General features: G+C 49.7%; 21 protein-coding genes. All 21 read left to right on the top strand.

Annotated features, from left to right (window positions below; genetic code table 11):
* Positions 1 to 5: 5 nt before the first annotated feature.
* The 21 genes from rbfA to IC21_RS10570 all read left to right on the top strand — a co-directional run bounded on the left by rbfA (position 6) and on the right by IC21_RS10570 (position 23,795).
* Positions 6 to 353 (top strand): 30S ribosome-binding factor RbfA, encoded by a 348-nt coding sequence (rbfA, locus tag IC21_RS10675; protein WP_013859135.1) that lies wholly within the window; start codon positions 6 to 8, stop codon positions 351 to 353.
* Between the two features lie 92 nt (positions 354 to 445).
* Positions 446 to 1,348: a tRNA pseudouridine(55) synthase TruB gene (truB, locus tag IC21_RS10670; RefSeq protein ID WP_013859136.1), complete on the top strand. Its 903-nt coding sequence runs from the start codon at positions 446 to 448 to the stop codon at positions 1,346 to 1,348.
* A 67-nt stretch (positions 1,349 to 1,415) separates the two neighbouring features.
* Positions 1,416 to 2,378 carry a bifunctional riboflavin kinase/FAD synthetase gene (ribF, locus tag IC21_RS10665; protein WP_019721110.1) on the top strand — a complete coding sequence of 321 codons (963 nt, stop codon included), beginning with the start codon at positions 1,416 to 1,418 and terminating at the stop codon, positions 2,376 to 2,378.
* Positions 2,379 to 2,490: 112 nt separating this feature from the next.
* Positions 2,491 to 2,760: a 30S ribosomal protein S15 gene (gene rpsO, locus IC21_RS10660; RefSeq protein ID WP_017554502.1), complete on the top strand. Its 270-nt coding sequence runs from the start codon at positions 2,491 to 2,493 to the stop codon at positions 2,758 to 2,760.
* A 231-nt stretch (positions 2,761 to 2,991) separates the two neighbouring features.
* Entirely contained in the window at positions 2,992 to 5,106 is a 2,115-nt protein-coding gene (gene pnp, locus IC21_RS10655; RefSeq protein ID WP_029141554.1) for a polyribonucleotide nucleotidyltransferase, read from the top strand.
* Positions 5,106 to 6,212: a polysaccharide deacetylase family protein gene (locus IC21_RS10650; RefSeq protein ID WP_029141553.1), complete on the top strand. Its 1,107-nt coding sequence runs from the start codon at positions 5,106 to 5,108 to the stop codon at positions 6,210 to 6,212. Before pnp ends, IC21_RS10650 begins: the two co-directional genes overlap by 1 nt.
* A 25-nt stretch (positions 6,213 to 6,237) precedes the next feature.
* Positions 6,238 to 7,476: a M16 family metallopeptidase gene (locus tag IC21_RS10645; RefSeq protein WP_029141552.1), complete on the top strand. Its 1,239-nt coding sequence runs from the start codon at positions 6,238 to 6,240 to the stop codon at positions 7,474 to 7,476.
* Between the two features lie 66 nt (positions 7,477 to 7,542).
* Positions 7,543 to 7,788, top strand: a complete 246-nt coding sequence (locus tag IC21_RS10640) for a YlmC/YmxH family sporulation protein (protein ID WP_017554506.1) — start codon at positions 7,543 to 7,545, stop codon at positions 7,786 to 7,788.
* Positions 7,789 to 7,880: 92 nt separating this feature from the next.
* Entirely contained in the window at positions 7,881 to 8,816 is a 936-nt protein-coding gene (gene dpaA, locus IC21_RS10635) for a dipicolinic acid synthetase subunit A (RefSeq protein ID WP_257677537.1), read from the top strand.
* A complete protein-coding gene (locus IC21_RS10630; RefSeq protein WP_013859144.1) occupies positions 8,807 to 9,412 on the top strand; it encodes a dipicolinate synthase subunit B in 606 nt (201 codons plus the stop codon). The genes dpaA and IC21_RS10630 overlap by 10 nt, the downstream gene beginning before the upstream one ends.
* A gap of 104 nt (positions 9,413 to 9,516) precedes the next feature.
* Entirely contained in the window at positions 9,517 to 10,563 is a 1,047-nt protein-coding gene (locus IC21_RS10625) for an aspartate-semialdehyde dehydrogenase (RefSeq protein ID WP_013859145.1), read from the top strand.
* Positions 10,564 to 10,846: 283 nt separating this feature from the next.
* A complete protein-coding gene (dapG, locus tag IC21_RS10615; protein ID WP_013859146.1) occupies positions 10,847 to 12,091 on the top strand; it encodes an aspartate kinase in 1,245 nt (414 codons plus the stop codon).
* Positions 12,092 to 12,163: 72 nt separating this feature from the next.
* Positions 12,164 to 13,036, top strand: a complete 873-nt coding sequence (gene dapA, locus IC21_RS10610; protein WP_019721112.1) for a 4-hydroxy-tetrahydrodipicolinate synthase — start codon at positions 12,164 to 12,166, stop codon at positions 13,034 to 13,036.
* A 490-nt stretch (positions 13,037 to 13,526) separates the two neighbouring features.
* Entirely contained in the window at positions 13,527 to 15,197 is a 1,671-nt protein-coding gene (locus IC21_RS10605; protein WP_029141550.1) for a ribonuclease J, read from the top strand.
* A 214-nt stretch (positions 15,198 to 15,411) separates the two neighbouring features.
* Positions 15,412 to 16,149 (top strand): ClpP family protease, encoded by a 738-nt coding sequence (locus IC21_RS10600; RefSeq protein WP_029141549.1) that lies wholly within the window; start codon positions 15,412 to 15,414, stop codon positions 16,147 to 16,149.
* A complete protein-coding gene (locus IC21_RS10595) occupies positions 16,146 to 16,361 on the top strand; it encodes a YlzJ-like family protein (protein WP_013859150.1) in 216 nt (71 codons plus the stop codon). Before IC21_RS10600 ends, IC21_RS10595 begins: the two co-directional genes overlap by 4 nt.
* 121 nt (positions 16,362 to 16,482) lie before the next feature.
* Positions 16,483 to 18,834: a DNA translocase FtsK gene (locus IC21_RS10590; RefSeq protein WP_029141548.1), complete on the top strand. Its 2,352-nt coding sequence runs from the start codon at positions 16,483 to 16,485 to the stop codon at positions 18,832 to 18,834.
* Between the two features lie 196 nt (positions 18,835 to 19,030).
* A complete protein-coding gene (locus IC21_RS10585) occupies positions 19,031 to 20,095 on the top strand; it encodes a BMP family lipoprotein (protein ID WP_029141547.1) in 1,065 nt (354 codons plus the stop codon).
* A 167-nt stretch (positions 20,096 to 20,262) separates the two neighbouring features.
* Entirely contained in the window at positions 20,263 to 21,798 is a 1,536-nt protein-coding gene (locus IC21_RS10580; RefSeq protein ID WP_029141546.1) for an ABC transporter ATP-binding protein, read from the top strand.
* The gene (locus IC21_RS10575) at positions 21,791 to 22,834 is read left to right on the top strand and encodes an ABC transporter permease (protein ID WP_029141545.1); all 1,044 of its coding nucleotides are present in this window, start codon (positions 21,791 to 21,793) and stop codon (positions 22,832 to 22,834) included. The genes IC21_RS10580 and IC21_RS10575 overlap by 8 nt, the downstream gene beginning before the upstream one ends.
* A 1-nt stretch (position 22,835) precedes the next feature.
* On the top strand, positions 22,836 to 23,795 hold the full coding sequence (locus IC21_RS10570) for an ABC transporter permease (protein WP_029141544.1): 960 nt from the start codon (positions 22,836 to 22,838) through the stop codon (positions 23,793 to 23,795).
* The last annotated feature ends 64 nt before the right edge of the window (positions 23,796 to 23,859 follow it).

Raw genomic sequence — 23,859 nt, 5'->3', positions numbered from 1 at the left:
GAGTGATGAATCTTCGTGCAAACAGGGTTGGCGAGCAAATGAAAAAAGAGCTGAGCGACATTATCGGACGAAAACTGAAAGATCCGCGTGTCGGCTTTGTCACTGTAACCGATGTGGAAGTAACAGGCGATCTTCAGCAGGCAAAAGTGTATCTGACCGTCCTTGGCGATGAGGAACAAAAGAAAGACACTCTTGACGGCCTGGAAAAAGCGAAAGGCTTTATCCGCTCGGAAGTTGGCAAAAGAATCCGGCTCCGCAAAACACCTGAACTGATTTTTGAAATCGATGAATCCATCGAATACGGCAACCGCATTGAGACGCTGATAAAAAAAATCCATGACACGGATGAATGAATGTTTCAGGAAACTGATCGGGGCCGGGACACGGTCCGGTCAGTTTCCTTTTTTAGGGTGATTTTATTGGATTTGCGAAAGGAAGTGGCGCCATGGATGGTATTTTACCGCTCTGGAAACCGGCGGGGATGACCTCCCATGACTGTGTTTTTAAAATCCGGAAGCTTTTCGGCACAAAAAAAGCAGGCCATACCGGCACGCTTGATCCGGATGTGGAAGGGGTGCTCCCGGTTTGCATCGGGCGTGCGACAAAGATTGCCGAATATCTTCAGGATGCCGGCAAAACTTACGAAGGCGAAGCAACGATCGGGGTTTCAACGACGACAGAGGATGCTTCCGGCGACATCATTGAAAAAAAAGAAATTGGCCGTCCGATCAGCCGGGAAGAAATTTTAGCCGCACTCGCTTCGCTTACCGGGCATATTACCCAAATCCCGCCGATGTTTTCCGCCGTCAAAGTGAACGGGAGAAGGCTGTATGAATATGCGCGGGCGGGCATCGAAGTGGAACGCCCTAAAAGGGATGTGGAAATCTACAGCCTTGAACTATTGGACGGGCGGGAGTGTTTTGAAGGGCCGGTTGTATCGTTCCGTTTCCGCGCTTCATGCAGCAAAGGGACGTATATCCGCACGCTTGCTGTTATGATCGGGGAAAAGCTCGGCTATCCCGCACATATGTCCAATCTTACAAGAACGGAAGCCGGCGGTTTTTCAAAGGAACAATGCGCCACATTTCAGGAGATCGAAAAAGCCGTGGAAACAGGCATCAAGGAAAGCCTGCTCTTCCCGCTGGAGGCCGGGATCCGCCATTTGCCGAAATGGGAAATTAGTGATACATTAGCAGAGAAAGTAAAGAACGGTGCCGTGTTGAAAAAACCGGAGACTTGGCCGGAAACGGGAGACAGGCTTGCTGTCTTTTTCCGCGGAAAAATGCTCGCGGTATACGTGGCGTATCCCGGCCGGCCCGGCTTTATCAAACCGGCGAAAGTGTTGTAAAAAGCCTTCCGGGTATAAAACGGGAAGGCGGCTGCTTCAATTTGTAAAAGGGAAAAGGTGAGAAATTTTGAAAACTATAACGGTCCATCATCCCCATTCCTTTAAGCCCGGCGATTTTCCGCCGCTTGCCATCGCATTGGGTTATTTTGACGGCATCCATCTCGGGCATCAGAAAGTGATCAAAACAGCCCGCGGGATCGCTGAAAAAAACGGATGGAAGAGTGCCGTCATGACATTTGAACCCCATCCTTCCGTTGTACTGGGAAAGAAAAAGGATGGCATTGAACTGATTACACCGCTTGAAGACAAGATCAAGCTAATCGAAAAACTGGGCGTCGATTACCTGTTTGTCGTCCGTTTTACCTCCCGTTTTGCATCTCTTTTGCCGCAGCAATTTGTCGACCAGTATCTGGCCGCACTCGGCGTGAAACATGTTGTTGCCGGTTTCGATTATACATACGGCAAATTTGGGAAAGGCAATATGGAGAATCTCCCTGAATATGCAAACGGCAGGTTCGGGATTACGGTGATCGAAAAACTGGCCCTTGAAAATACCGGGGAAAAAGTCAGCTCCACCCTGATCCGGTCAAAAATCAGGGAAGGAAAAGTCGGGGAAGTGAAGCCGCTGCTCGGGCGCGATTACGAGATCAAAGGCATCGTCGTCCATGGCGAAAAACGGGGCCGGCAGCTCGGATTCCCGACGGCAAATCTACAGCTCACCGCGCCGTATATGCTGCCGCCGAACGGGGTATACATTGTGCAAATGAAAGTCGCAGATACATGGCATAACGGCTTATGCAGCGTCGGCTACAATCCTACGTTTAAAAATCCGGAAGAATATGAAAAAACGACAGAAGTGTATCTGCTTGATTTTTCCGACACCATTTACGGGGAAGAAGTAGTTGTCAAATGGCTTGCGCGCATCCGCGAAGAGAAAAAGTTCGCCCGCGTTGAGGACTTGATTGAAGAAATGAAACGGGATGAAACGGCGGCAAGGCGTTACTTTGAAAAACAGGGAACTGCCACTTGAGTTTTATGCGAAAAAGTAGTATTCTATTACAGTACCGGAACCTGTGCTTGGCAGCGCGACTCACCGACGCCTGCTCGGCAACAGGGGATAGGAAACAGAGGAGGTGAACAGGATGGCGATTTCAAAAGAACGTAAAAATGAAATCATCAACCAATTTAAAATCCACGAGAACGATACCGGTTCTCCGGAAGTGCAAATTGCTGTATTGACAGAAGAAATCAACAAATTGAACGATCATTTGCGTGTCCATAAAAAAGACCACCATTCACGCCGCGGCTTGATGAAAATGGTAGGGAAACGGCGTAATTTGTTGACCTATCTGCGCAATAAAGATGTGCATCGTTACCGTGAATTGATTAACCGGCTGGGCTTGCGCCGATAAAAAAATGCAGAATGCAAAAAGCGGGAGTATTCCCGCTTTTTTGCAATGTGTTTTTCCTCCCTCAAATTTTGGGACAGATGTATTTCAAATTGCCGCCGGGTTTCCCGTACTGCCCCGGCGCGGCTTGTACATACATAGCAAACGGTTGGTTCGTTTTTGAATCATTACCCGCGCTTATCTTTTCATGAATGTGAAACAATATATGCAAAAAGAAAGGAGATTTTGATCTGTATGGTACAGGATAAACATACCTATACGATAGATTGGGCCGGCCGCCCGCTCACCGTGGAAATCGGTCAGCTCGCAAAACAGGCAAACGGTGCTGCGCTCGTCCGTTACGGCGAAACGGCTGTCCTCAGTACAGCAACCGCTTCTAAAGAACCGAAAAATGTGGACTTTTTTCCACTGACCGTAAATTATGAGGAACGGCTTTACGCTGTCGGGAAAATTCCGGGCGGTTTTATCAAAAGAGAAGGGCGCCCGAGCGAAAAAGCCATTTTGTCAAGCCGGCTGATTGACAGGCCGATCCGCCCGCTCTTTGCCGACGGCTTCCGCAATGAAGTGCAGGTCGTCAGCATGGTCATGAGCGTCGACCAGGACTGCACGCCGGAAATGGCAGCAATGCTCGGGTCTTCGCTTGCGCTTTCCGTCTCCGATATTCCGTTTGAAGGCCCGATTGCCGGCGTCATCGTCGGAAGGGTGGACGGCAAGTTCCTCATTAACCCGACTGTGGAACAGATGGAAAAAAGCGATATCCATTTAACCGTCGCAGGCACAAAAGACGCCATTAATATGGTCGAAGCGGGCGCGAAAGAAGTGCCGGAAGAAGTGATGCTTGAAGCGATTATGTTCGGGCATGAGGAAATCAAGCGCCTGATTGCTTTCCAGGAAAAAATTGTGGCTGAAATCGGGAAAGAGAAAATGGCTGTCGAATTGTTTGAACTCGACGAAGAACTGGTGGAAAAAGTCAGCGGCATGTGCCGGGATGAGATGATCGAAGCCATCCAGGTCCATGAAAAGAAAGCGCGCGAAGAAGCGATCAGAGAAGTGGGCGATGAAGTGCTCACCCGGTTTGAAGCGGAAGAAGCCGATGAAGAAACGGTCAAGCAGGTTAAACAAATTTTGCACGATATTGAAAAAGAAGAAGTCCGCAAGCTGATTACAGTCGATAAAATCCGCCCGGACGGCCGCAAAATCGATGAAATCCGGCCGCTCTCCTCCGAAGTCGGGGTTTTGCCACGCACGCACGGTTCCGGGTTGTTTACTCGCGGGCAAACACAGGCTTTAAGCATTTGTACGTTAGGCGCTTTAGGCGATGTGCAAATTTTGGACGGGCTCGGCATTGAAGAGTCGAAACGGTTTATGCACCATTACAATTTCCCTTCGTTCAGCGTCGGGGAAACCGGGCCGATGAGAGGGCCGGGCCGCCGCGAAATCGGGCACGGGGCACTGGGCGAGCGTGCGCTGGAACCGGTCATTCCGGATGAAAAAGAATTTCCGTACACGATCCGACTTGTATCCGAGGTGCTGGAATCGAACGGATCCACTTCACAGGCAAGCATTTGCGCTTCCACCCTTGCGATGATGGATGCCGGCATTCCGATTAAAGCGCCGGTTGCCGGGATTGCGATGGGACTTGTGAAATCCGGTGAACATTATACGATTTTAACCGATATCCAGGGCATGGAAGACCATCTCGGCGATATGGACTTTAAAGTGGCCGGCACATCCAAAGGCGTCACCGCGCTGCAAATGGATATTAAAATTGCAGGGCTGTCGAGGGAGATACTGGAAGAGGCGCTGCAGCAGGCGAGAAAGGGCAGAATGCAGATTCTCGACCATATGATGTCGACGATTTCGAAAACACGCGACCATTTGTCCGTTTATGCGCCGAAGATTTTAACCATGACAATCCATCCGGATAAAATCCGCGACGTCATCGGGCCAAGCGGCAAACAAATCAATAAAATCATTGACGAAACCGGCGTGAAAATTGACATTGAACAGGACGGCACCATCTTTATTTCTTCGACGGACGAAGACGCAAACAACAAAGCGAAGCAATTGATTGAAGATATCGTCCGGGAAGTCGAAGTCGGCAAGGTTTACCTCGGCAAAGTCAAACGGATCGAAAAATTCGGCGCTTTTGTGGAAATCTTTAACGGCAAAGACGGCCTCGTCCACATTTCCGAGCTCGCCGAAGAACGCGTCCGGAAAGTCGAAGATGTTGTCAAGATCGGCGATGAAATTCTGGTCAAGGTGACGGATATTGACAGCCACGGGCGCATCAACCTTTCCCGCAAAGCCGTTTTAAAGGAGCAGCAAAAAAAAGAAAATAAATCGTGATGAAAGTCAGGGAGCCCTGGCTTTTTTTATTTGTCCCGCGTGCCCGTTCTATGCCCCTTCCCCATTTCATACTTTTTTTAAAGAAGGGGGAAAATAACGTGAATAAAGCAAAACGCTTGATTGCGCTTGGCTTGATTGCTATTCTAGCATTGTTGCTTGCGGGAAATCCGCTTTCCGCCCGGTATTTAAGGGAGCGGGCCGCTTTTAGCACACAAGAGAACGAGCTTCAGGAAAAAATTGAACAGGCTGCAAAACGATTTTACCGCCCGCCGGAAAATGCCCGGATTGACAGGGTTTGGAAGGCGGTCCCCGGCTACAATGGGGTGGAAGTGGATCAAAAAGCTTCTTACTTGAAAATGAAACAGGACGGCCGTTACGACGAACGCAAACTGGTGTTTAAACAAATTCCCCCTGCCGTCCACCTTGGAGATCTGGATCCGGCCCCTGTCTATACGGGAAATCCCGATAAACCAATGGTTGCTTTTTTAATCAATGTCGCATGGGGAAATGAATATTTGCCGGATATGCTAAAAACTTTAAAAAAACATCATCTTCATGCTACCTTTTTCTTAGAGGGGCGATGGGCAAAAGAAAACCCTGAGCTTGCCCGCATGATTATAAGCGGCGGGCATGAAACCGGGAACCATTCCTATACCCACCCCGATTTTAGCACTTTGCCGGAATCAAAGATCAAAAGCCAGCTGGTGAAGACAAACCGGGTGCTTGAAGCGATTACGGAAGAAAAAGTGAAGTGGTTTGCCCCGCCGAGCGGCAGTTACCGGGATGAAGCGGTAAGCATCGCAAAATCAATGGGAATGGAAACGATCATGTGGACGGTCGATACGGTCGACTGGCAAAACCCCTCCCCAGGGGCGATTGTAGAGCGCGTAATCGCAAAAGCACAGGGCGGTTCGCTTATTTTAATGCATCCGACCGCTTCCACAGCAAAAGCATTGGAACCGTTGATTGTCAAGCTGGAAAAGAAAAATTTACAAATCGGGACCGTTACAAAATTGCTCGATGAGGAAAGAATCATTAAAAATGAGGACGGAACGTTTTTAGACAGCGAAAAGGATCCCGCTGATACAAAAGACGGCACAGAGTGAAATGAGACTTTCGAGGAGGCACAACATGATACAAAAATATACTTGCAATAACGGCTTAAGGATTGTACTGGAAGAAATTCCAACTGTCCGTTCGGTTGCGATCGGCATTTGGATCGGCACCGGTTCGAGAAATGAAAATGAAAAAAACAACGGCATTTCCCATTTTCTTGAGCATATGTTTTTCAAAGGGACAGAAAAAAGGAGCGCAAAAGACATTGCCGAGGCCTTTGATGCCATTGGCGGCCGGGTGAATGCTTTTACGTCGAAAGAATATACATGCTTTTATGCGAAAGTGCTCGACACGCACGCGCCGCTCGCGCTTGACATTCTGTCGGACATGTTTTTCCACTCCACTTTTTCAGAAGAAGAAATGGAACGGGAAAAAAGCGTTGTCAATGAAGAAATCAAAATGTATGAAGATACGCCGGACGATATTGTCCACGATTTGCTTGGCAAGGCCATTTATGAAAACCATCCGCTCGGCTATCCGATTTTAGGGACGGAAGAAACGCTTGCATCGTTTACGAGCGACGATCTCCATCAGTATGTATATGATATGTATACCCCTGACCGCGTTGTCGTCTCCGTTGCCGGCAATGTGCCGCCGTCTTTCGTAAGGGAGATTGAAGCCTTGTTCGGCTCCTATGAAGGCGGGAAGGCAGAGACGGGCGGCGAAACGGCCGTTTTTCATACGAATGACCTTGCACGCAAAAAAGAAACAGAACAGGCCCATCTCTGCCTCGGATTTGAGGGGAAGAAAATCGGCAGTGACGATATTTATGAGCTGATTGTCCTGAATAATATATTAGGCGGCAGCATGTCCTCCCGCCTTTTCCAAAATGTGCGGGAACAGCGGGGGCTTGCATATTCGGTGTATTCCTACCATACCGCCTATAAGGACAGCGGCATTTTAACGATTTACGGCGGAACGGGCGCCTCCCAATTGGACGAGCTGTTTGAGACGGTACAGGAGACGCTGCAGACGTTGAAAGCAAAAGGGGTAACAGAAAAAGAAGTGCGAATCTGCAAAGAACAGTTAAAAGGGAGCCTCATGCTCAGCCTGGAGAGCACAAACAGCCGCATGAGCCGGAACGGAAAGAACGAACTGCTGTTAAAGAAGCACCGTTCGCTTGATGAAATGCTCGAGGAAATCGACCGCGTCACCGTGGAAAAAGTCAATGCCTGTGCGCGGGAGATTTTCTCCAAACCGTATTCGGCCTCTTTAATCAGCCCGGACGGAAAATTGCCGGAGCGGTTGTCTTAAAAACGGCATATCTTTTCCATCCCCCGCATAAAATGGAATCAGTCCATGAGAGAAAGAAGGGGGAATATGCGGCTCAGCGAACTCAGCGGAAAAGAAATGGTTGATTTTAAAAAAGCGGAACGGCTCGGGGTATTGGGCTCCACGGACCTTGAAATTGATGAAGCGAGCGGAAAAGTGGAGGCCCTGATCATCCCGGTCGGAAGGCGGTTTAAAAAACAGGCGAACGAGATCCGTGTCCCGTGGAACCGGATCAGAACGATTGGTGCCGATATGATGATTTTGGAAGTGCCTGAAAACCAGTACAGCTATTAAAAAGGCAAAGAAGCATGCCGGGTGCCCCGGCATTTTTCTTTGCCTTTTTTCACAAAAAACATGCTGCCGCCATAAGATATGGGGAATCCCCCATGCACATGGAAAAGAAGGTGAGGCATTTGTTGACCGGCGTCCAAATTGCCATCATAGGCGGAGATGCACGCCAGCTGGAAGTGATCCGGAAACTTGCGGATCTCGATGCGAAAATTTCATTGATCGGATTTGAACAGCTCGATTTTGTGTATTCCGGCGTCACGAAAGAAAAATTTAAAGATATCCGGTTTTCGGAAATGGATTGCGTCATTTTGCCGATTACCGGGACAGCGGACGACGGGAAAATCGATTTGATTTTTTCGAACGAAGAAGTTGTGCTGACCGGTGATATGCTGGCTGAAACGCCGCCTTATTTTACGATCTATACCGGCATCAGCAATCCGTATTTGGAACAAATTGCTAAAAAAGCGGGCCGCCGCCTTGTGAAACTATTCGAGCGGGACGATGTGGCAATCTATAATTCGATTCCGACCGTCGAAGGAACGATCATGATGGTCATTCAGAACACGGAATTTACGATTCACGGCTCAAATGTTGCCGTCCTCGGCCTTGGCAGGGTGGGAATGAGCGTTGCCCGGGCTTTCCGCCATCTCGGCGCGAAGGTGAAAGTCGGCGCGAGAAAAAGCGAACATCTTGCGAGGATAACGGAGATGGGACTTGTGCCTTTTCATTTAAACGATCTTGAACAGGAAGTAAAAGACATTGACATCTGCATTAATACGGTTCCGCACCTGATTGTGAACGCATCCGTTATCCAAAAGATGCCTTCGCATACGCTCATTCTGGATATTGCTTCCAAACCGGGCGGAACGGATTTCCGGTATGCCGAAAAGCGCGGCATTAAAGCAATGCTGGCGCCGAGCCTGCCTGGCATTGTCGCGCCGAAAACAGCCGGGCGGATACTCGGGAATGTGCTCGGCCGGCTGATTGAAGAAGACGTTTTAAAAAGAAAGGGGTCATCGCCATGGATGTAAAGGGAAAAAGAATCGGCTTCGGCTTAACCGGCTCCCATTGCACTTATGCGGCCGTTTTTCCTGAAATCGAAAAGCTTGTGGCATTGGGGGCGGAAGTTATCCCGGTGGTCACGCACACGGTGAAAACGACGGATACAAGATTCGGAAAAGGCTCAGAATGGGTGGAAAAAATTGAAAAATGCACCGGGCAAAAAGCGATTGATTCGATTGTCGAGGCCGAGCCGCTCGGGCCAACCCTCCCGCTCGACTGCATGGTGATTGCGCCCCTGACCGGATTTACGATGAGCAAACTGGCGAACGCGCTCACGGATTCCCCGGTGCTGATGGCCGCCAAAGCGACGCTCCGCAATTTGAAACCGGTTGTGCTCGGCATTTCGACCAATGATGCGCTCGGATTAAACGGCGTGAATTTGATGCGGCTGATGGCAACAAAAAATATTTATTTTATTCCGTACGGGCAGGACGACCCGGACAACAAACCAAATTCAATGGTGGCGAGAATGACTGCCCTTGCCGATACGGTTTCGCTTGCACTCGAGGGGAAACAAATCCAGCCTGTCATTGTCGAACGTTTCCGCGACGGAAAATCGCCTTGAAAACGATTTAAAATTTAAAAAATACACACGGTGCCGGAAGACTTGTGATACAATAATAGCTATAAAAATGAATTTGGTTTTGGAATTGGAAGGGGAATACGCCAATGGCAAACACATCAGGTTATCACGTAGCCGTTGTCGGGGCAACCGGCGCTGTCGGCCAGCAAATGATTAAAACTTTGGTAAACCGCAAATTTCCGTATAACAAATTGACGCTGCTGTCATCTTCGCGTTCCGCCGGCAAAAAAATAACGGTAAACGGGGAAGAAATCACGGTCCGGGAAGCGGTGCCGGAAAGCTTTGAAGGCGTGGATATCGCCCTTTTCAGCGCAGGCGGGGGCGTGTCGAAAAAGTTTGCGCCGGAAGCGGTGAAACGCGGGGCAATTGTAATCGATAATACGAGCGCCTTCCGCATGGACCCGGAAGTGCCGCTTGTGGTCCCGGAAGTAAACGAAGAAGACATTCAAAAACATAACGGCATTATCGCCAATCCGAACTGTTCGACGATCCAGATGGTTGTTGCGTTGGAACCCGTCCGCAAAAATTTCGGCCTGAAGCGGGTGCTCGTTTCCACATACCAGGCTGTCTCCGGTTCGGGCGCGGCTGCCATCCGGGAGCTGAACGACGAGACGAAGGCGCTCATTGAAGGGCGGGCTTACGAGCCGCAGGTACTGCCGGTAAAGGGCGACAAGAAGCATTACCAGATTGCGTTTAATGCCATCCCGCAAATCGATGTGTTTACGGACAACGGCTTTACATTTGAAGAAATGAAAATGATCAATGAAACGAAAAAAATCATGCATATGCCGGAATTAAAAGTTTCCGCCACATGCGTCCGGATTCCTGTTGCAACCGGCCACTCGGAATCTGTTTATTTTGAAACCGAAAAGGGCGGCACAAGTGCCGGTCAGATCCGGGAAGTGCTCGCGTCTGCGCCCGGTGTTGTGCTGGAAGATCGCCCCGAAGAACAGATTTACCCGATGGCTGTCAATGCGGTCGGCAAGTATGACACTTTTGTCGGGCGGATCCGCAAAGACCCGGATGAAGACAACGGATTCCATATGTGGGTTGTTTCCGATAATTTGCTGAAAGGCGCTGCCTCAAATTCCATCCAGATTGCGGAAAGCCTGATTAGGATGGGGCTCATCTGATTGGGGGGCAATTTAGGCTGACCTTTTTGCAATATTGGTGATAAGATATAGGGAAAGCGAAGTTTATGCCGGAATCCGGTAATCGGAGAGGGTTCCATTTCCCGATATATTTTATGGACACGTATGCCAAAAAATATGCCGCGGCTTTTTCCGGCCGGGAAGGGAACGGTTTAAAAACGGCCGGCCCTTTAAACATGGCTTTGGCAAAAAACCGGCCGGCAAAGCCCGCTCGTTACCGGAATCACTGTTCTTATTTATCAGTTTATAACAGAGGTGTTCTTCATTGAAAATCGTTGTCCAAAAATTTGGCGGCACATCCGTACGGGATCATGATGCAAGAATGCATGCCAAACATCATGTAGAAAAAGCACTGGAAGAAGGCTATAAGGTGGTTGCCGTCGTTTCGGCGATGGGCCGCAAAGGGGAACCGTATGCAACCGATACGCTCCTGTCGCTCGTTGGCGGGTCCGAAACCTGTTTAAACAGACGAGAGCAGGATTTGCTGTTGTCAACCGGCGAAATTATCTCCAGCCTTGTGTTTGCCAATATGTTAAACGCGCACGGCATCAGCGCTTGCGCCCTGACCGGCGCGCAAGCCGGTTTCCGCACGAACGCGGAGCATACCAATGCGAAAATTACGGACATGAAGTGCGACCGCGTCCTGCGTGAACTGAAACTGCACGATGTTGTCGTGGTTGCAGGATTTCAGGGGGCCGCAAAAAACGGGGACGTAACCACGCTCGGGCGCGGGGGCAGCGACACATCCGCTGCAGCGCTCGGTGCTGCGCTTCAAGCGGAGTGGATTGATATTTTTACCGATGTGGAAGGCATCATGACAGCTGACCCGCGGATTGCCGAAAATGCGCGGAAGCTTCAGGTGGTCACGTATAACGAGGTCTGCAATATGGCTTACCAGGGCGCAAAAGTGATCCACCCGCGCGCCGTTGAAATCGCGATGCAGTCAAAAGTGCCAATCCGCATCCGGTCCACTTATTCCGACGATATCGGTACGCTTGTCACATCTTTAAGCCACCGCCAGAAACTCGGGACCGATATAAAAGAACGCACCGTTACCGGGATTGCGCATGTACCGAATGTTTCGCAGATCAAAGTATATGCAAAAGACGGGCAGTATGATTTGCAGACGGTTGTGTTTAAAGCGATGGCAGCTGAAAATATCAGTGTCGATTTTATCAATATTTCCCCGACAAGCGTTGTCTACACGGTTTCCGGAGAAGTGGCAAACCGGGCTGAAGCAGTGCTGAAAAAACTGGGGCATGAACCGGCAATTGAACGGAACTGCGCCAAAGTATCAATTGTCGGTGCCGGGATTGCGGGCGTGCCGGGCATTACGTATAAAATCGTGTCGGCGCTTTCCGAAAAAGGGATCCGGATTTTACAGTCTGCTGACAGCCACACGACCATCTGGGTGCTGGTGAAGCAGGAAGATCTCGTTACAGCGGTCAATGCCCTTCATGATGCCTTTAGTTTAGAAAGCGAAACGGAAACGTATGATATTCATGCGTAAAAAATGAAAGATTTTCTGCCGGGTGTTTTTATTTTTCATCTTGCAAAACCCGGCAGGATGAGGAGTGTAAGTATGAGTCGTTTCGGAAAAGTTTCAACGGCAATGGTGACGCCTTTTGACCATAAAGGGAATCTAGATTTGCAAAAGGTGGCAAAGCTGGTTGATTATTTAATTGAAAACGGGACAGAATCTTTGGTCGTTGCGGGAACAACGGGGGAATCCCCGACACTTTCGCCTGAAGAAAAAACCGCGCTGTTCAAGCAGGTTGTGAAAACGTCAAACGGGCGGGTGCCGGTCATTGCTGGAACAGGGAGCAATAACACGTATGCTTCGATCGAATTGACGAAGCGTGCGGAATCATGCGGCGTTGATGCCGTCATGGCTGTCGGCCCGTATTACAACAAACCGAACCAGGCCGGCATGTACGCCCATTTCAAAGCGATTGCGGAATCCACCAGCCTCCCGGTTGTCATTTATAATATCCCGGGCCGGTCGGCTGTCAATATTGAACCGGAAACGATCATCGAACTTTCCAAAATCCCGAATATTGTTGCGGTAAAAGAAGCAAGCGGGAATTTGGATGCGATGGCGCAAATCATTGCCCGTACGCCGGATGATTTTGAATTATACTGCGGGGATGACGGCCTGACGATTCCCGTGCTTTCAATCGGCGGGGCGGGTGTGATTTCGGTTGCTTCCCATGTTGCCGGCCCGGCCATACAGGAAATGGTGCAAGCCTTTTTTGCCGGGGATGTAACAAAAGCGGCAAGGCTGCACCAAAAGCTGCTTCCATTAATGCGCGGTTTGTTTATGGCGCCTAATCCGGCACCGGTCAAAACCGCTTTGCAATTAAAAGGGATGGATGCCGGCGGCGTCCGCCTCCCACTCGTTCCGTTAACAAAAGAAGAACGGGAAACCATTCACCACCTGCTTGGCGATCTTTAAGCAAAAAAACGGCCCTTCCGGAAAAACGGACAGGGTCGTTTTTTTGCTTAAGCGGGTTTTGAAGAAAGCCCCCATGCCGGCTCCAGGGAAAAAAAGCAGGCCCTCTCCCGCCAATCTGCTGGCAAACAGCAGATTGGCGGAAATAGGCAGCATTTGTCGATGGAAATATCACGCTCTCTTCATTGACCGGATATACCCTTTTCGGTTAAGCTATACATAAGAGAAAGGAACGGACAGCAATTTATTTTTACAGGCTCGGAAAGTCTTTTTCGATAGAACCGGGACGGTGCAAGTGGACGTGCGGGCGCCTGGTGCCAGGCATGGCGTTTTAAAAGGGATGCGGCGGAAGAGCCGGCCGCTTATTTTTTATGCCGGGAACTTGGATATGCGTAAGGCCGTATCGGATGGAATCCGGCAACCCCTTGCGATCTATCAAAAAGAAACGTGATTCCTGCTCTAGAATTTCAAACAACACAGGAGGAAAAGAATTTTGCGTAAGGAAAAAAACGAAACCATTAAGGTCATTCCTTTAGGAGGAATTGGTGAAATCGGAAAGAATATGTACGTTGTGGAAACCGGAGAAGACCTGTTTGTGCTTGATGCCGGGCTGATGCTGCCGGAAGACGAAATGCTCGGGATCGATATTGTCATCCCGGATTTTACTTATTTAATGGAAAACAGGCAGCGGATAAAGGGAATTTTCCTGACACACGGGCATGAGGACGCGATCGGCGCCCTGCCATATATCCTGATGAAACTCAACGTGCCGGTGTTTGCCACAAAGTTTACCATCGCGCTGGCGAAAGAAAAATTGAAGGAACTAAAAGTGAAAAAGCATATCCGCTTTAAGGAAATTGATGCCGATACGGTTCTCCATTTTGATGCTGCAGATATTTACTTTTTCAAAACAACACACAGCATTCCCGACTCGATCGGCATTTGCATTTCCACATCGGAAGGCAATATTGTGTATACCGGCGATTTTAAATTTGACCAGGAAATGGGCGGGCATTATCGTTCGGAAATCGGAAAAATGTCAAAAATCGGCGAAGAAGGCGTGCTCCTGTTACTATCCGACAGCACGGAAGCGGAACATCCGGGATATACGACCCATGAGTCTGTTGTGGCGGAAGAAATTACGGATGCTTTCTACGATGCAAAGGGCCGGATTATTATCGCGAGCTTTGCCTCGAACTTAATCAGAGTGCAGCAAGTGCTCGATGCGGCTTCTACTACCGGCCGCAAAGTTGCGTTTGTCGGAAATTATCTTGAAAAAGTATTTAAAATCGCATTAAAATTGGGATACTTGCAGGCCCGGACAGATGACCTCATTATCCCACTGCAGCAAATTTCAAAATACCGGGACGAAGAACTGGCGATTTTGACAACAGGGAGTCAGGGGGAACCGTTTCTCGTCCTTCAAAAAATGGCGAAAAAGAACCATAAGCAGGTCAATATTCAAAAAGGGGATACGGTCATCCTTGCCACAACGCCGTCTCCGGGGCTGGAACTGTTCATGGCGAAAACGATTGACATGCTTTACCGTGCAGGAGCCGATGTTTACGCGGGCAACCGGAAAATCCACGTGACCGGCCACGGCTGCCAGGAAGATTTAAAGCTGATGCTTGATTTAATGAGGCCAAAATACTTTGTCCCGATCCAGGGGGAATACAGGAGCCTGTATGCCCATGCAAAACTGGCGTACAAAACGGGGATGCCGAAAGAATCGGTCATCATCTCAAGCAACGGGGAAGTATTGGAATACAAGCACGGCAAATTCCAGGCGAGCGGCCGGGTTGCTTCCGGCAATATTCTCATTGACGGAATCGGCGTTGGCGATGTCGGCAATATTGTGTTGCGGGACCGCAAACTTTTAAGCCAGGACGGAATATTGGTTGTCGTCGTCACGCTTGATAAAAAGCATAAAAAACTGGCTGCCGGTCCTGAAATTATCTCGCGCGGGTTTGTCTATGTCCGCGAATCCGAAAAGTTGATCAGCCATTCATCCAACATCGTAAAAGAAGTGGTGGAACAGAACACGTCACAAGATGCTTTTGACTGGACGAGTATTAAACAGGGGATCCGCGACCATCTCAGCTCCTTTTTATATGAGCAGACGAAAAGGCACCCGATGATCCTGCCAATTATTATGGAAGTTTGATGCCCATGCCGGACAGAGGGCGGGGCGGGGGTTCCCGCGTGCCCGCCCTCTTTGTGGCACAAGGCCCGCCTGGTGCACCATTAAAAATGCAAGGCAAAGCCCCGCTTCCGGTTCCGGAAACCGCGGGGCTTCCGTATGAAAACCCCTTCCGTGCAAATAATAAGGCGTAAAGGCATTAAGCCCTTACATTACAGGCAAAAGGGGTTTTAGAAAAATGAGCGAACAGCAACCGAATAAAGAAGAACCGAAAGAAGGAAATGCGGCATCCGCGCTTGTAGAGAAAATCCAGCAGCTCGGCCAAACAAATGTGCCGCAGCTCGCGCAGGACTCCAATATCCACTGCCTGGCCATCGTCGGCCAGATTGAAGGGCATCTGCAGCTGCCGCCCCAAAATAAAACGACAAAGTATGAGCATATGATCCCCCAGCTTGTCGCGATTGAACAAAATCCGAAAATTGAAGGGGTGCTCGTCATTCTGAACACGGTCGGAGGGGATGTGGAAGCCGGGCTTGCCATTTCCGAAATGCTTGCATCCCTTTCCAAACCCACTGTTTCGATTGTGCTCGGCGGGGGGCATTCTATCGGCGTGCCGATCGCTGTATCCTGTTCGTATTCCTTTATTGCTGAAACCGCGACGATGACGATTCACCCGATCCGGCTCACAGGCCTTGTCATTGGCGTCCCGCAAACATTTGAATATCTGGATAAAATGCAGGAACGGGTGATCAAGTTTGTGACACGGCATTCGCATGTAGAAGAAGAGGTTTTTAAAGACTTAATGTTTGCGAAAGGGAATTTGACAAGGGATATCGGCACCAATATTGTTGGCCAAGAAGCCGTTGAGTACGGTCTGATTGATGAAGTGGGCGGGATTGGCAAAGCGCTTGGCAAATTAAACAGCCTCATTGAAAAATACCGGGATGAAAAAGGGAAAGAGGGGCTGATCCAATGATTCTCTACACGATGATGCCGCAGGAGCTGATTTTTCCTGAAGATGCAAACGCCTGGAATAAAATTGAAATGTTAAACGTAAAAGGCGTGCCGGTACTGGCGGAGCAGCTTGATGAAGGATACCGGATTACCCGTATTCTCAGCTCCAATCCTTTTGACTATCTGAACCCGGAGCTTGCACCCGGAAATGTGATCCGCCATTTCGGGCCGTAAACCACCCGGGCCGCAAATATGCTATAATATGTTAAAACAAGCAGCCACACAGGCTGCTTTCTTGCATCCTGTTCCGGCAGGCAAAGCTGAAAAATACGTTTTCACTATCGAAGGTGGTTATATGGCGAAAAAAAAGCGGCGCAGAAGAAAAAAAGCTGCTGAACAAATTAAGATAGATTTAAAGTTTGAGTTGCTCGGTATTATCCTGCTTACGCTCAGCATTTTTACCCTTTACCATATCGGCAAAACGGGCACAACCCTGATTCTGTTCTTCCGGTTTTTCTTCGGCCGGCTGTACTGGGTTGCGGTTGCCTCTCTGGTCGTGCTCAGCGTGTTTCTCATGATCAAACGGGCATGGCCTGCATTTTTCACTGTCCGCATGACCGGATTTTATCTTTTATTTGCGAGCGCCCTCCTTTACTGCCATGAGCGGCTTATCGGGTCATTGGCAAAAGCGCATGAACTGTCCGGCAACAGTGCGGTCGTCAATACGATCAGGATCTGGCATCAGGAGGAGCAGATCTGGTGGAAGCTTGTGCTCGGCGGGGATGTGCACGGCAATATTTTCAACACGCAGATCGGCGGCGGCATGGCAGGTGCGGTTTTATATGCGGCTTCCCATTTTTTATTTGACTCGGCGGGTACGAAAATCATTTGCGTTTTACTCGCGCTCATCGCCCTGATGCTTTTAACGGGCAAGCCCGTAAGCCCGTATGTGGATAAGGCACTGGAAGGGCTCTGGCTGTTTTTAAAAAAGCAATGGAACCAGATGAAAACAGAGTTTGGGGCATGGCGGGAAGCCAAAAAAGAAAAACAGGAAAAGAAACGGCAGAAAGCGCCGTTGCAGCCGCAATCCGCCTCCGCAGATGGGGAAGGCCATGACGGGGATGCCGGGCCGGCAAGCGGGGAAACGCCTCCCCCGATTATTTCCAGCTTTACGGAGCAATATGCCGGCGCGGCTCCGCAAGCGGAAGAGGCGCAGCCGGAAACGCCGGATACAGAAGCGGAAGAGGACCATACGCCTCCGATCCAGTTTACGGAATATGAAAATGAAGATTATCAATTGCCGCCCCTGACGCTGTTAAAAAGGCCGCGGGCAGCGGACCAGAGCAGCGAATATAAAGCGATCCATGCCAATGCGGCAAAACTCGAACGGACTTTCCAAAGCTTCGGGGTCAAGGCACGTGTGACACAGGTGCATTTAGGGCCTGCCGTTACAAAATACGAAGTGCACCCCGATGTCGGCGTGAAAGTCAGCAAGATTGTCAGTTTAAGTGACGACATTGCCCTTGCGCTGGCGGCGAAAGATATCCGGATGGAAGCGCCGATCCCGGGGAAATCAGCGATCGGCATCGAAGTCCCGAATAAGGAAATCGCGGTCGTATCGCTCAGGGAAGTGCTCGAAGGAAAGGAAAATAACCCGCAGGCAAAACTGCAGATCGGGCTTGGCCGGGATATTACAGGGCAGGCAGTGCTCGCGGAGCTGAATAAAATGCCCCACCTGCTTGTGGCCGGCGCAACGGGGAGCGGGAAAAGCGTGTGCATTAACGGCATCATTACGAGCATCTTAATGCGCGCCAAACCGCATGAAGTGAAAATGATGATGATTGACCCGAAAATGGTCGAATTGAATGTTTATAACGGTGTCCCGCATTTGCTTGCGCCGGTTGTGACCAATCCGAAAAAAGCTTCCCAGGCGCTGAAAAAAGTCGTGAATGAGATGGAACGGAGGTATGAGCTTTTTTCCCATACCGGCACGCGCAATATCGAAGGATACAACGACCATATTAAAAAAAGCAATATCGAAACAGGGGACAAGCAGCCGCTTTTGCCTTATATCGTTGTCATTATTGATGAGCTTGCCGATTTAATGATGGTGGCAAGCGGCGATGTGGAAGATTCCATTACGCGGCTGTCGCAAATGGCGCGGGCGGCAGGCATTCATCTGATCATTGCCACGCAGCGGCCGTCCGTTGATGTCATTACCGGTGTCATTAAAGCCAACATCCCGTCAAGAATCGCTTTTGCCGTATCTTCGGCGACTGACTCGAGAACGATTTTGGATACGGGCGGCGCGGAAAAACTGCTTGGCCGGGGGGACATGCTGTTTTTGCCGGTCGGGGCTTCCAAACCGGTCCGCGTCCAGGGCGCTTATCTTTCCGATGAAGAAGTGGAAGAAGTCGTTGATTTCGTCATTTCCCAGCAAAAAGCCCAGTACCAGGAAGAGATGATTCCGGAAGAGCCCCAGGACCAGCCGGATTTCGACGACGAATTATATGATGAAGCAGTTCTCTTAATCTCGGAAATGCAGACTGCTTCCGTCTCCATGTTGCAGCGCCGTTTCCGGATTGGCTATACAAGGGCGGCGCGGCTAATTGATGCAATGGAAGCAAGAGGGGTTGTCGGGCCGTATGAAGGCAGCAAGCCGCGTGCGGTTTTGATCCCGAAACCGTCGGAAGAACAGAGCTCGTAGTACGCCAAAGAAAAAGCCTGCGCGCACCGCAGCGGCCGCAAAACGCCGCGGTGCGCGCAGTTTTTACTATTTTCGACAAAAATATAAATTTATGTTTCTTTCGCAATTAAAAAATGATATATTTATGTCGGTAAGCTGGATTCGGTTTCTTTTGAAAAGCCGTTATCCAAAAATAACTTTCCCGGGGGGAACAAAAGTGAAAAAGCGTAAATTTGGTTTGGCTCTTGCCGCTGTCCTGGCAGCAGGGACGCTTCTCGGCGCATGCGGCACAAAGAGCGACAATTCCGGCAGCAAAGGTAAGGACAAGTTTACCGTTGCACTCGTAACCGATACGGGCGGAATTGACGATCGTTCTTTTAACCAGTCGGCATGGGAAGGCCTGCAGCAGTTCGGGAAGGACAATCACTTGTCAAAAGGCAAAGACGGCTTTGACTATCTGCAATCCAAATCGGATGCAGATTACACAACGAATCTGAACACGGCCGTCCGGAAACAGTTTGACCTCGTTTACGGTGTCGGCTACAAGCTGAAGCCGGCCATTGAAAAAATTGCGGATCAGCGTAAAAATACCAATTTCGCAATCATTGACGATGTCATTACCGGAAAGAAAAATGTGGCGAGCATTACGTTTAAAGAACAAGAAGGTTCCTTCCTTGTCGGGGTCGTGGCAGGTATGGCGACAAAAACCAATAAAATCGGATTTATCGGCGGGACAGACAGCGATTTGATCAATAAATTCGCAGCCGGGTTCCGTGCGGGCGTCAAAGCTGCTAATCCGAAAGCAAATGTGCAAATCCAGTATGTCGGCTCGTTTGATGATGCAAGCAAAGGGCAGTCGATGGCTTCAGCAATGTATAAATCCGGCATCGACGTGATTTACCATGCAGCCGGCGGCAGCGGGAAAGGCGTCTTTACAGAAGCGAAAAATATTAAACAGAATGATCCAAACAAAAACGTCTGGGTCATCGGTGTGGACCGCGACCAGGCAGATGAAGGAAAGGTAACGGTTAAAGGAAAGGAATACAATGTAACACTGACTTCAATGGTCAAACGGGTTGATAAGGCAGTCATCGATTTATCGACCAAAGCGAAAGACGGCAAATTTCCGGGCGGGAAAAACATTGTTTACGGCTTGAAAGAAGATGCCATCGGGATTGCGCCGACACAGGACAATTTAACGCCTGAAATGAAATCGGCCGTGAAAGACTGGAAACAAAAGATCATAAACGGGAAAGTAAACATTCCGTCAAAATTAAAATAATCGATCCATCTCACGGGACTGGTTTTTGCCGGTCCCGTGTTAAAAATGTTTAAGAAATGAAACAATTTTAGCCATCCACAAAGGCAGGGCGGATTCCCCGAAGCTGCCGTCTGAAGACGCCATGACGATTGCTTTCTTTAGACCCCAATGGTAAGGAGTGATAAAGGGTGGATTACGTAATTGAAATGCTCCATATTCGCAAAGAATTTCCGGGAATTGTTGCGAACGATGACATCACCCTGCAGGTAAAAAAAGGAGAAATCCACGCGCTGCTTGGAGAAAACGGCGCCGGAAAGTCGACGTTAATGAATGTACTTTTCGGGCTGTATCAGCCGGAAAAGGGAGAAATCCGTGTAAACGGCCAGAAAGTGAACATTACAGATCCGAATGTGGCAAATGATCTCGGCATCGGCATGGTTCATCAGCATTTTATGCTCATTGATAAGTTTACGGTGACTGAAAATATTATACTCGGCAAGGAACCGAAAAAATCCGTTACCATCGATGTCAAAAAAGCGGAACAGCAAGTCCGTGAAATTTCCGACCGTTACGGGCTGGATGTGGATCCGCAAGCGAAAATTTCAGATATTTCCGTCGGCATGCAGCAGCGGGTGGAAATTTTAAAAACGCTGTACCGGGGCGCAGAAATCCTTATTTTTGACGAACCGACGGCCGTGCTTACGCCGCAGGAGATCCATGAACTGATCGGCATTATGAAGACGCTAATCCGAGAAGGAAAATCCATCATTTTAATTACCCACAAATTGAAAGAAATTATGGAAGTATGCGACCGGGTCACCGTCATCCGCAAAGGGAAGGGCATCGGGACGCTTAATGTCCAAGATACAAACCCGCAGGAACTCGCCCATTTAATGGTCGGGCGGGATGTTCTTTTCAAGACGGAAAAAACGGAGGGCCACCCGGGGCAAAATGTGCTTGAAATCGAGCAACTGCATGTGAAAGATTCACGCGGGGTGGAAGCGGTCAGAGGGCTGGATTTAACCGTCAGAGCCGGTGAAATTGTCGGCATTGCCGGTGTGGACGGTAATGGGCAGTCAGAGCTGATTGAAGCGATTACAGGGCTCAGAAAAGCGGACAGCGGCACAGTCCGCCTGAACGGCAAAAACATTACGAACTTAAGGCCGCGCAAAGTAACGGAAGCGGGCGTCGCCCATATTCCCGAGGACAGGCATAAATACGGGCTTGTACTCGATTATACGATCGGGGAAAACATGGTGCTGCAAACGTATTACAAAAAGCCGATGTCCCGTAACGGCATCTTAAATTACAAAGAAATTTATAAAAAGGCAAAATCGATCATTGCAGAATTCGATGTGCGCACCCCGAGCGAATTTACAAAAGCGCGGGCGCTCTCAGGGGGAAACCAGCAGAAAGCGATCATCGGGCGTGAAGTGGACCGCGATCCGGATCTTTTGATTGCGGCACAGCCGACCCGCGGGCTTGATGTCGGGGCAATTGAGTTTATCCACAGGCGGCTGATTGAACAGCGGGACCACGGAAAGGCTGTCCTGCTTGTATCGTTTGAACTGGATGAAATTATGAACTTAAGTGACCGGATTGCCGTCATCTACGAAGGGGCCATCATTGATATTGTCGATCCGAAGCAGACGACAGAACAGGAGCTTGGGCTCTTGATGGCCGGTTCCAAAAAAGAAAGGGAAGGTGAACAAACCAATGTCTAACCGAACATTGAACCTTCTGATCCCTGTCGTGTCTGTCATTCTCGGCCTTTTGGCAGGCGCATTGATTATGCTTGTCAGCGGCTATAACCCGGTGAATGGATATATTGCACTCTGGAACGGCGCTTTCGGCCAGGTTTTTTACGTCGGCGAAACGCTGCGGCTTGCAACGCCCTATATTTTTACGGGGCTTGCGATTGCATTTGCATTCCGGACCGGGTTGTTTAATATCGGGGCTGAAGGCCAGCTGATCGTCGGATGGATTGCGGCTGTCTGGGTCGGCGTTGCTTTTGATCTGCCAAAAGTAATCCACTTGCCGCTCGCAATACTTGCCGCCTGCTGCGCCGGGGCATTTTGGGGATTCATTCCCGGCCTTTTGAAAGCGCGGCTCAGGGTGCACGAAGTCATTGTGACCATTATGATGAATTATATTGCGCTGCACACATCCAACTATTTAATCCGGAATGTGCTTTCAAAGCAGCAGGATACGACACCGCATATTCATCATTCGGCATCCCTTTCGTCTCCTTTTTTTCAGAAGATTACCGACTTTTCCACCTTGCACAATGGCATTTACCTTGCTTTGGTTGCTGTTGTGGTGATGTGGTTTATCATTGAAAAGACCACGCTCGGCTTTGAACTGAAATCGGTCGGGTTTAACCAGAGCGCATCCGAATACGCCGGCATGAGTGTGAATCGCAGCATTATCCTTTCCATGGTCATCTCCGGCGCTTTTGCCGGGCTCGGCGGCGCAATGGAGGGGCTCGGGAATTACGGCTTTGCCTTTTTGCAATCTTCTTTCTCCGGCATCGGGTTTGACGGCATTGCGGTGGCACTGCTCGGCGGGAATACGGCGCCCGGCGTTTTGATCGCAGCTGTTTTATTCGGTGCTTTAAAAGTCGGCTCGCTGAACATGCCGGTCGATGCCAATGTGCCGAATGAGCTGGTCAACATTGTCATTGCTTTGATTATTCTTTTTGTCGCATCCGGCTATATCATCAAATGGTCTCTGGCCCGTTTGAAAAGGGAGGCGAAATAAAATGCATTTCATGACCGCTTTGGAAATCATGATTTCGGCATCTTTACTATCTGCAGCGCCACTTATTTTTACTGCTTTGGGAGGCGTTTTCTCCGAACGTTCCGGCGTGGTGAACATCGGCCTTGAAGGGCTAATGATCATGGGGGCTTTTATATCGATTGTCTTTAACTTAACGTTTTCGCATGCCCTGGGCGCCTGGACGCCGTGGATCGCGGTGCTGGTGGCGATGCTTGTCGGCGGATTATTTGCCCTGATCCATGCGGCTGCATCCATTTCTTTCCGCGCCGACCAGACAGTCAGCGGCGTCGCGATCAACTTTCTTGCGCTCGGCGTCGCCATGTTTCTCATCAAAAACATTTACGGAAAAGGCCAGACCAATACGATCAGCGAATATTTCCAACAGGTGGATGTTCCCGGCCTCAGCCATATTCCCGGGATCGGCAAACTGTTTTTCCAGGGGATCACATACCCTTCGTACATCGCCATTCTGATTGCGATTCTCGTCTGGTTTATCCTTTATAAAACGCCGTTCGGCCTGCGCCTCCGCTCGGTCGGAGAACATCCGATGGCGGCCGATACGATGGGCATCAATGTTGTAAAAATGCGTTACTTTGCCGTCTTTTTATCCGGTGTATTCGGCGGGATCGGCGGGGCCGTGTACGCGCAGTCGATTACCCTGAATTTCAGTTCCTCGACGATTTCAGGGCAAGGGTATATGGCGCTCGCTGCGATGATTTTCGGCAAATGGAATCCGCTTGGCGCGATGGGGGCCGCTTTATTTTTCGGATTTGCGCAGAGCCTCAGCATCGTCGGCAACAGCATTCCGTATTTGAAAGAAATTCCGAACGTTTATTTGCTCATTGCGCCGTATGTCCTGACCATTCTGGCACTTGCCGGGTTCATCGGGCGTGCGGAAGCCCCGAAAGCGGACGGTGTCCCTTATATCAAGGGTGAACGCTAATTTATTCCATCCGGCATCAGGCTGCTTTCCCCGTCTGGTGCCGGTTCTTTTTATGTGCCGTAAA

This window comes from Heyndrickxia coagulans DSM 1 = ATCC 7050 (assembly GCF_000290615.1).
GTDB lineage: Bacteria > Bacillota > Bacilli > Bacillales > Bacillaceae_C > Weizmannia > Weizmannia coagulans.
Note: the sequence above shows the minus strand (reverse complement) of the source record. Positions and strands in the feature narration are given on the sequence as shown.

Excerpts from the sequence above, each read along its gene's own strand:
- rbfA (WP_013859135.1), top strand. The coding sequence starts at position 6 with ATGAATCTTCGTGCAAACAGGGTTGGCGAGCAAATGAAAAAAGAGCTG.
- truB (WP_013859136.1), top strand. The coding sequence starts at position 446 with ATGGATGGTATTTTACCGCTCTGGAAACCGGCGGGGATGACCTCCCAT.
- rpsO (WP_017554502.1), top strand. The coding sequence starts at position 2,491 with ATGGCGATTTCAAAAGAACGTAAAAATGAAATCATCAACCAATTTAAA.
- pnp (WP_029141554.1), top strand. The coding sequence starts at position 2,992 with ATGGTACAGGATAAACATACCTATACGATAGATTGGGCCGGCCGCCCG.
- IC21_RS10650 (WP_029141553.1), top strand. The coding sequence starts at position 5,106 with ATGAAAGTCAGGGAGCCCTGGCTTTTTTTATTTGTCCCGCGTGCCCGT.
- IC21_RS10645 (WP_029141552.1), top strand. The coding sequence starts at position 6,238 with ATGATACAAAAATATACTTGCAATAACGGCTTAAGGATTGTACTGGAA.
- IC21_RS10640 (WP_017554506.1), top strand. The coding sequence starts at position 7,543 with ATGCGGCTCAGCGAACTCAGCGGAAAAGAAATGGTTGATTTTAAAAAA.
- dpaA (WP_257677537.1), top strand. The coding sequence starts at position 7,881 with ATGCACATGGAAAAGAAGGTGAGGCATTTGTTGACCGGCGTCCAAATT.
- IC21_RS10630 (WP_013859144.1), top strand. The coding sequence starts at position 8,807 with ATGGATGTAAAGGGAAAAAGAATCGGCTTCGGCTTAACCGGCTCCCAT.
- IC21_RS10625 (WP_013859145.1), top strand. The coding sequence starts at position 9,517 with ATGGCAAACACATCAGGTTATCACGTAGCCGTTGTCGGGGCAACCGGC.
- dapA (WP_019721112.1), top strand. The coding sequence starts at position 12,164 with ATGAGTCGTTTCGGAAAAGTTTCAACGGCAATGGTGACGCCTTTTGAC.
- IC21_RS10600 (WP_029141549.1), top strand. The coding sequence starts at position 15,412 with ATGAGCGAACAGCAACCGAATAAAGAAGAACCGAAAGAAGGAAATGCG.
- IC21_RS10595 (WP_013859150.1), top strand. The coding sequence starts at position 16,146 with ATGATTCTCTACACGATGATGCCGCAGGAGCTGATTTTTCCTGAAGAT.
- IC21_RS10590 (WP_029141548.1), top strand. The coding sequence starts at position 16,483 with ATGGCGAAAAAAAAGCGGCGCAGAAGAAAAAAAGCTGCTGAACAAATT.
- IC21_RS10575 (WP_029141545.1), top strand. The coding sequence starts at position 21,791 with ATGTCTAACCGAACATTGAACCTTCTGATCCCTGTCGTGTCTGTCATT.
- IC21_RS10570 (WP_029141544.1), top strand. The coding sequence starts at position 22,836 with ATGCATTTCATGACCGCTTTGGAAATCATGATTTCGGCATCTTTACTA.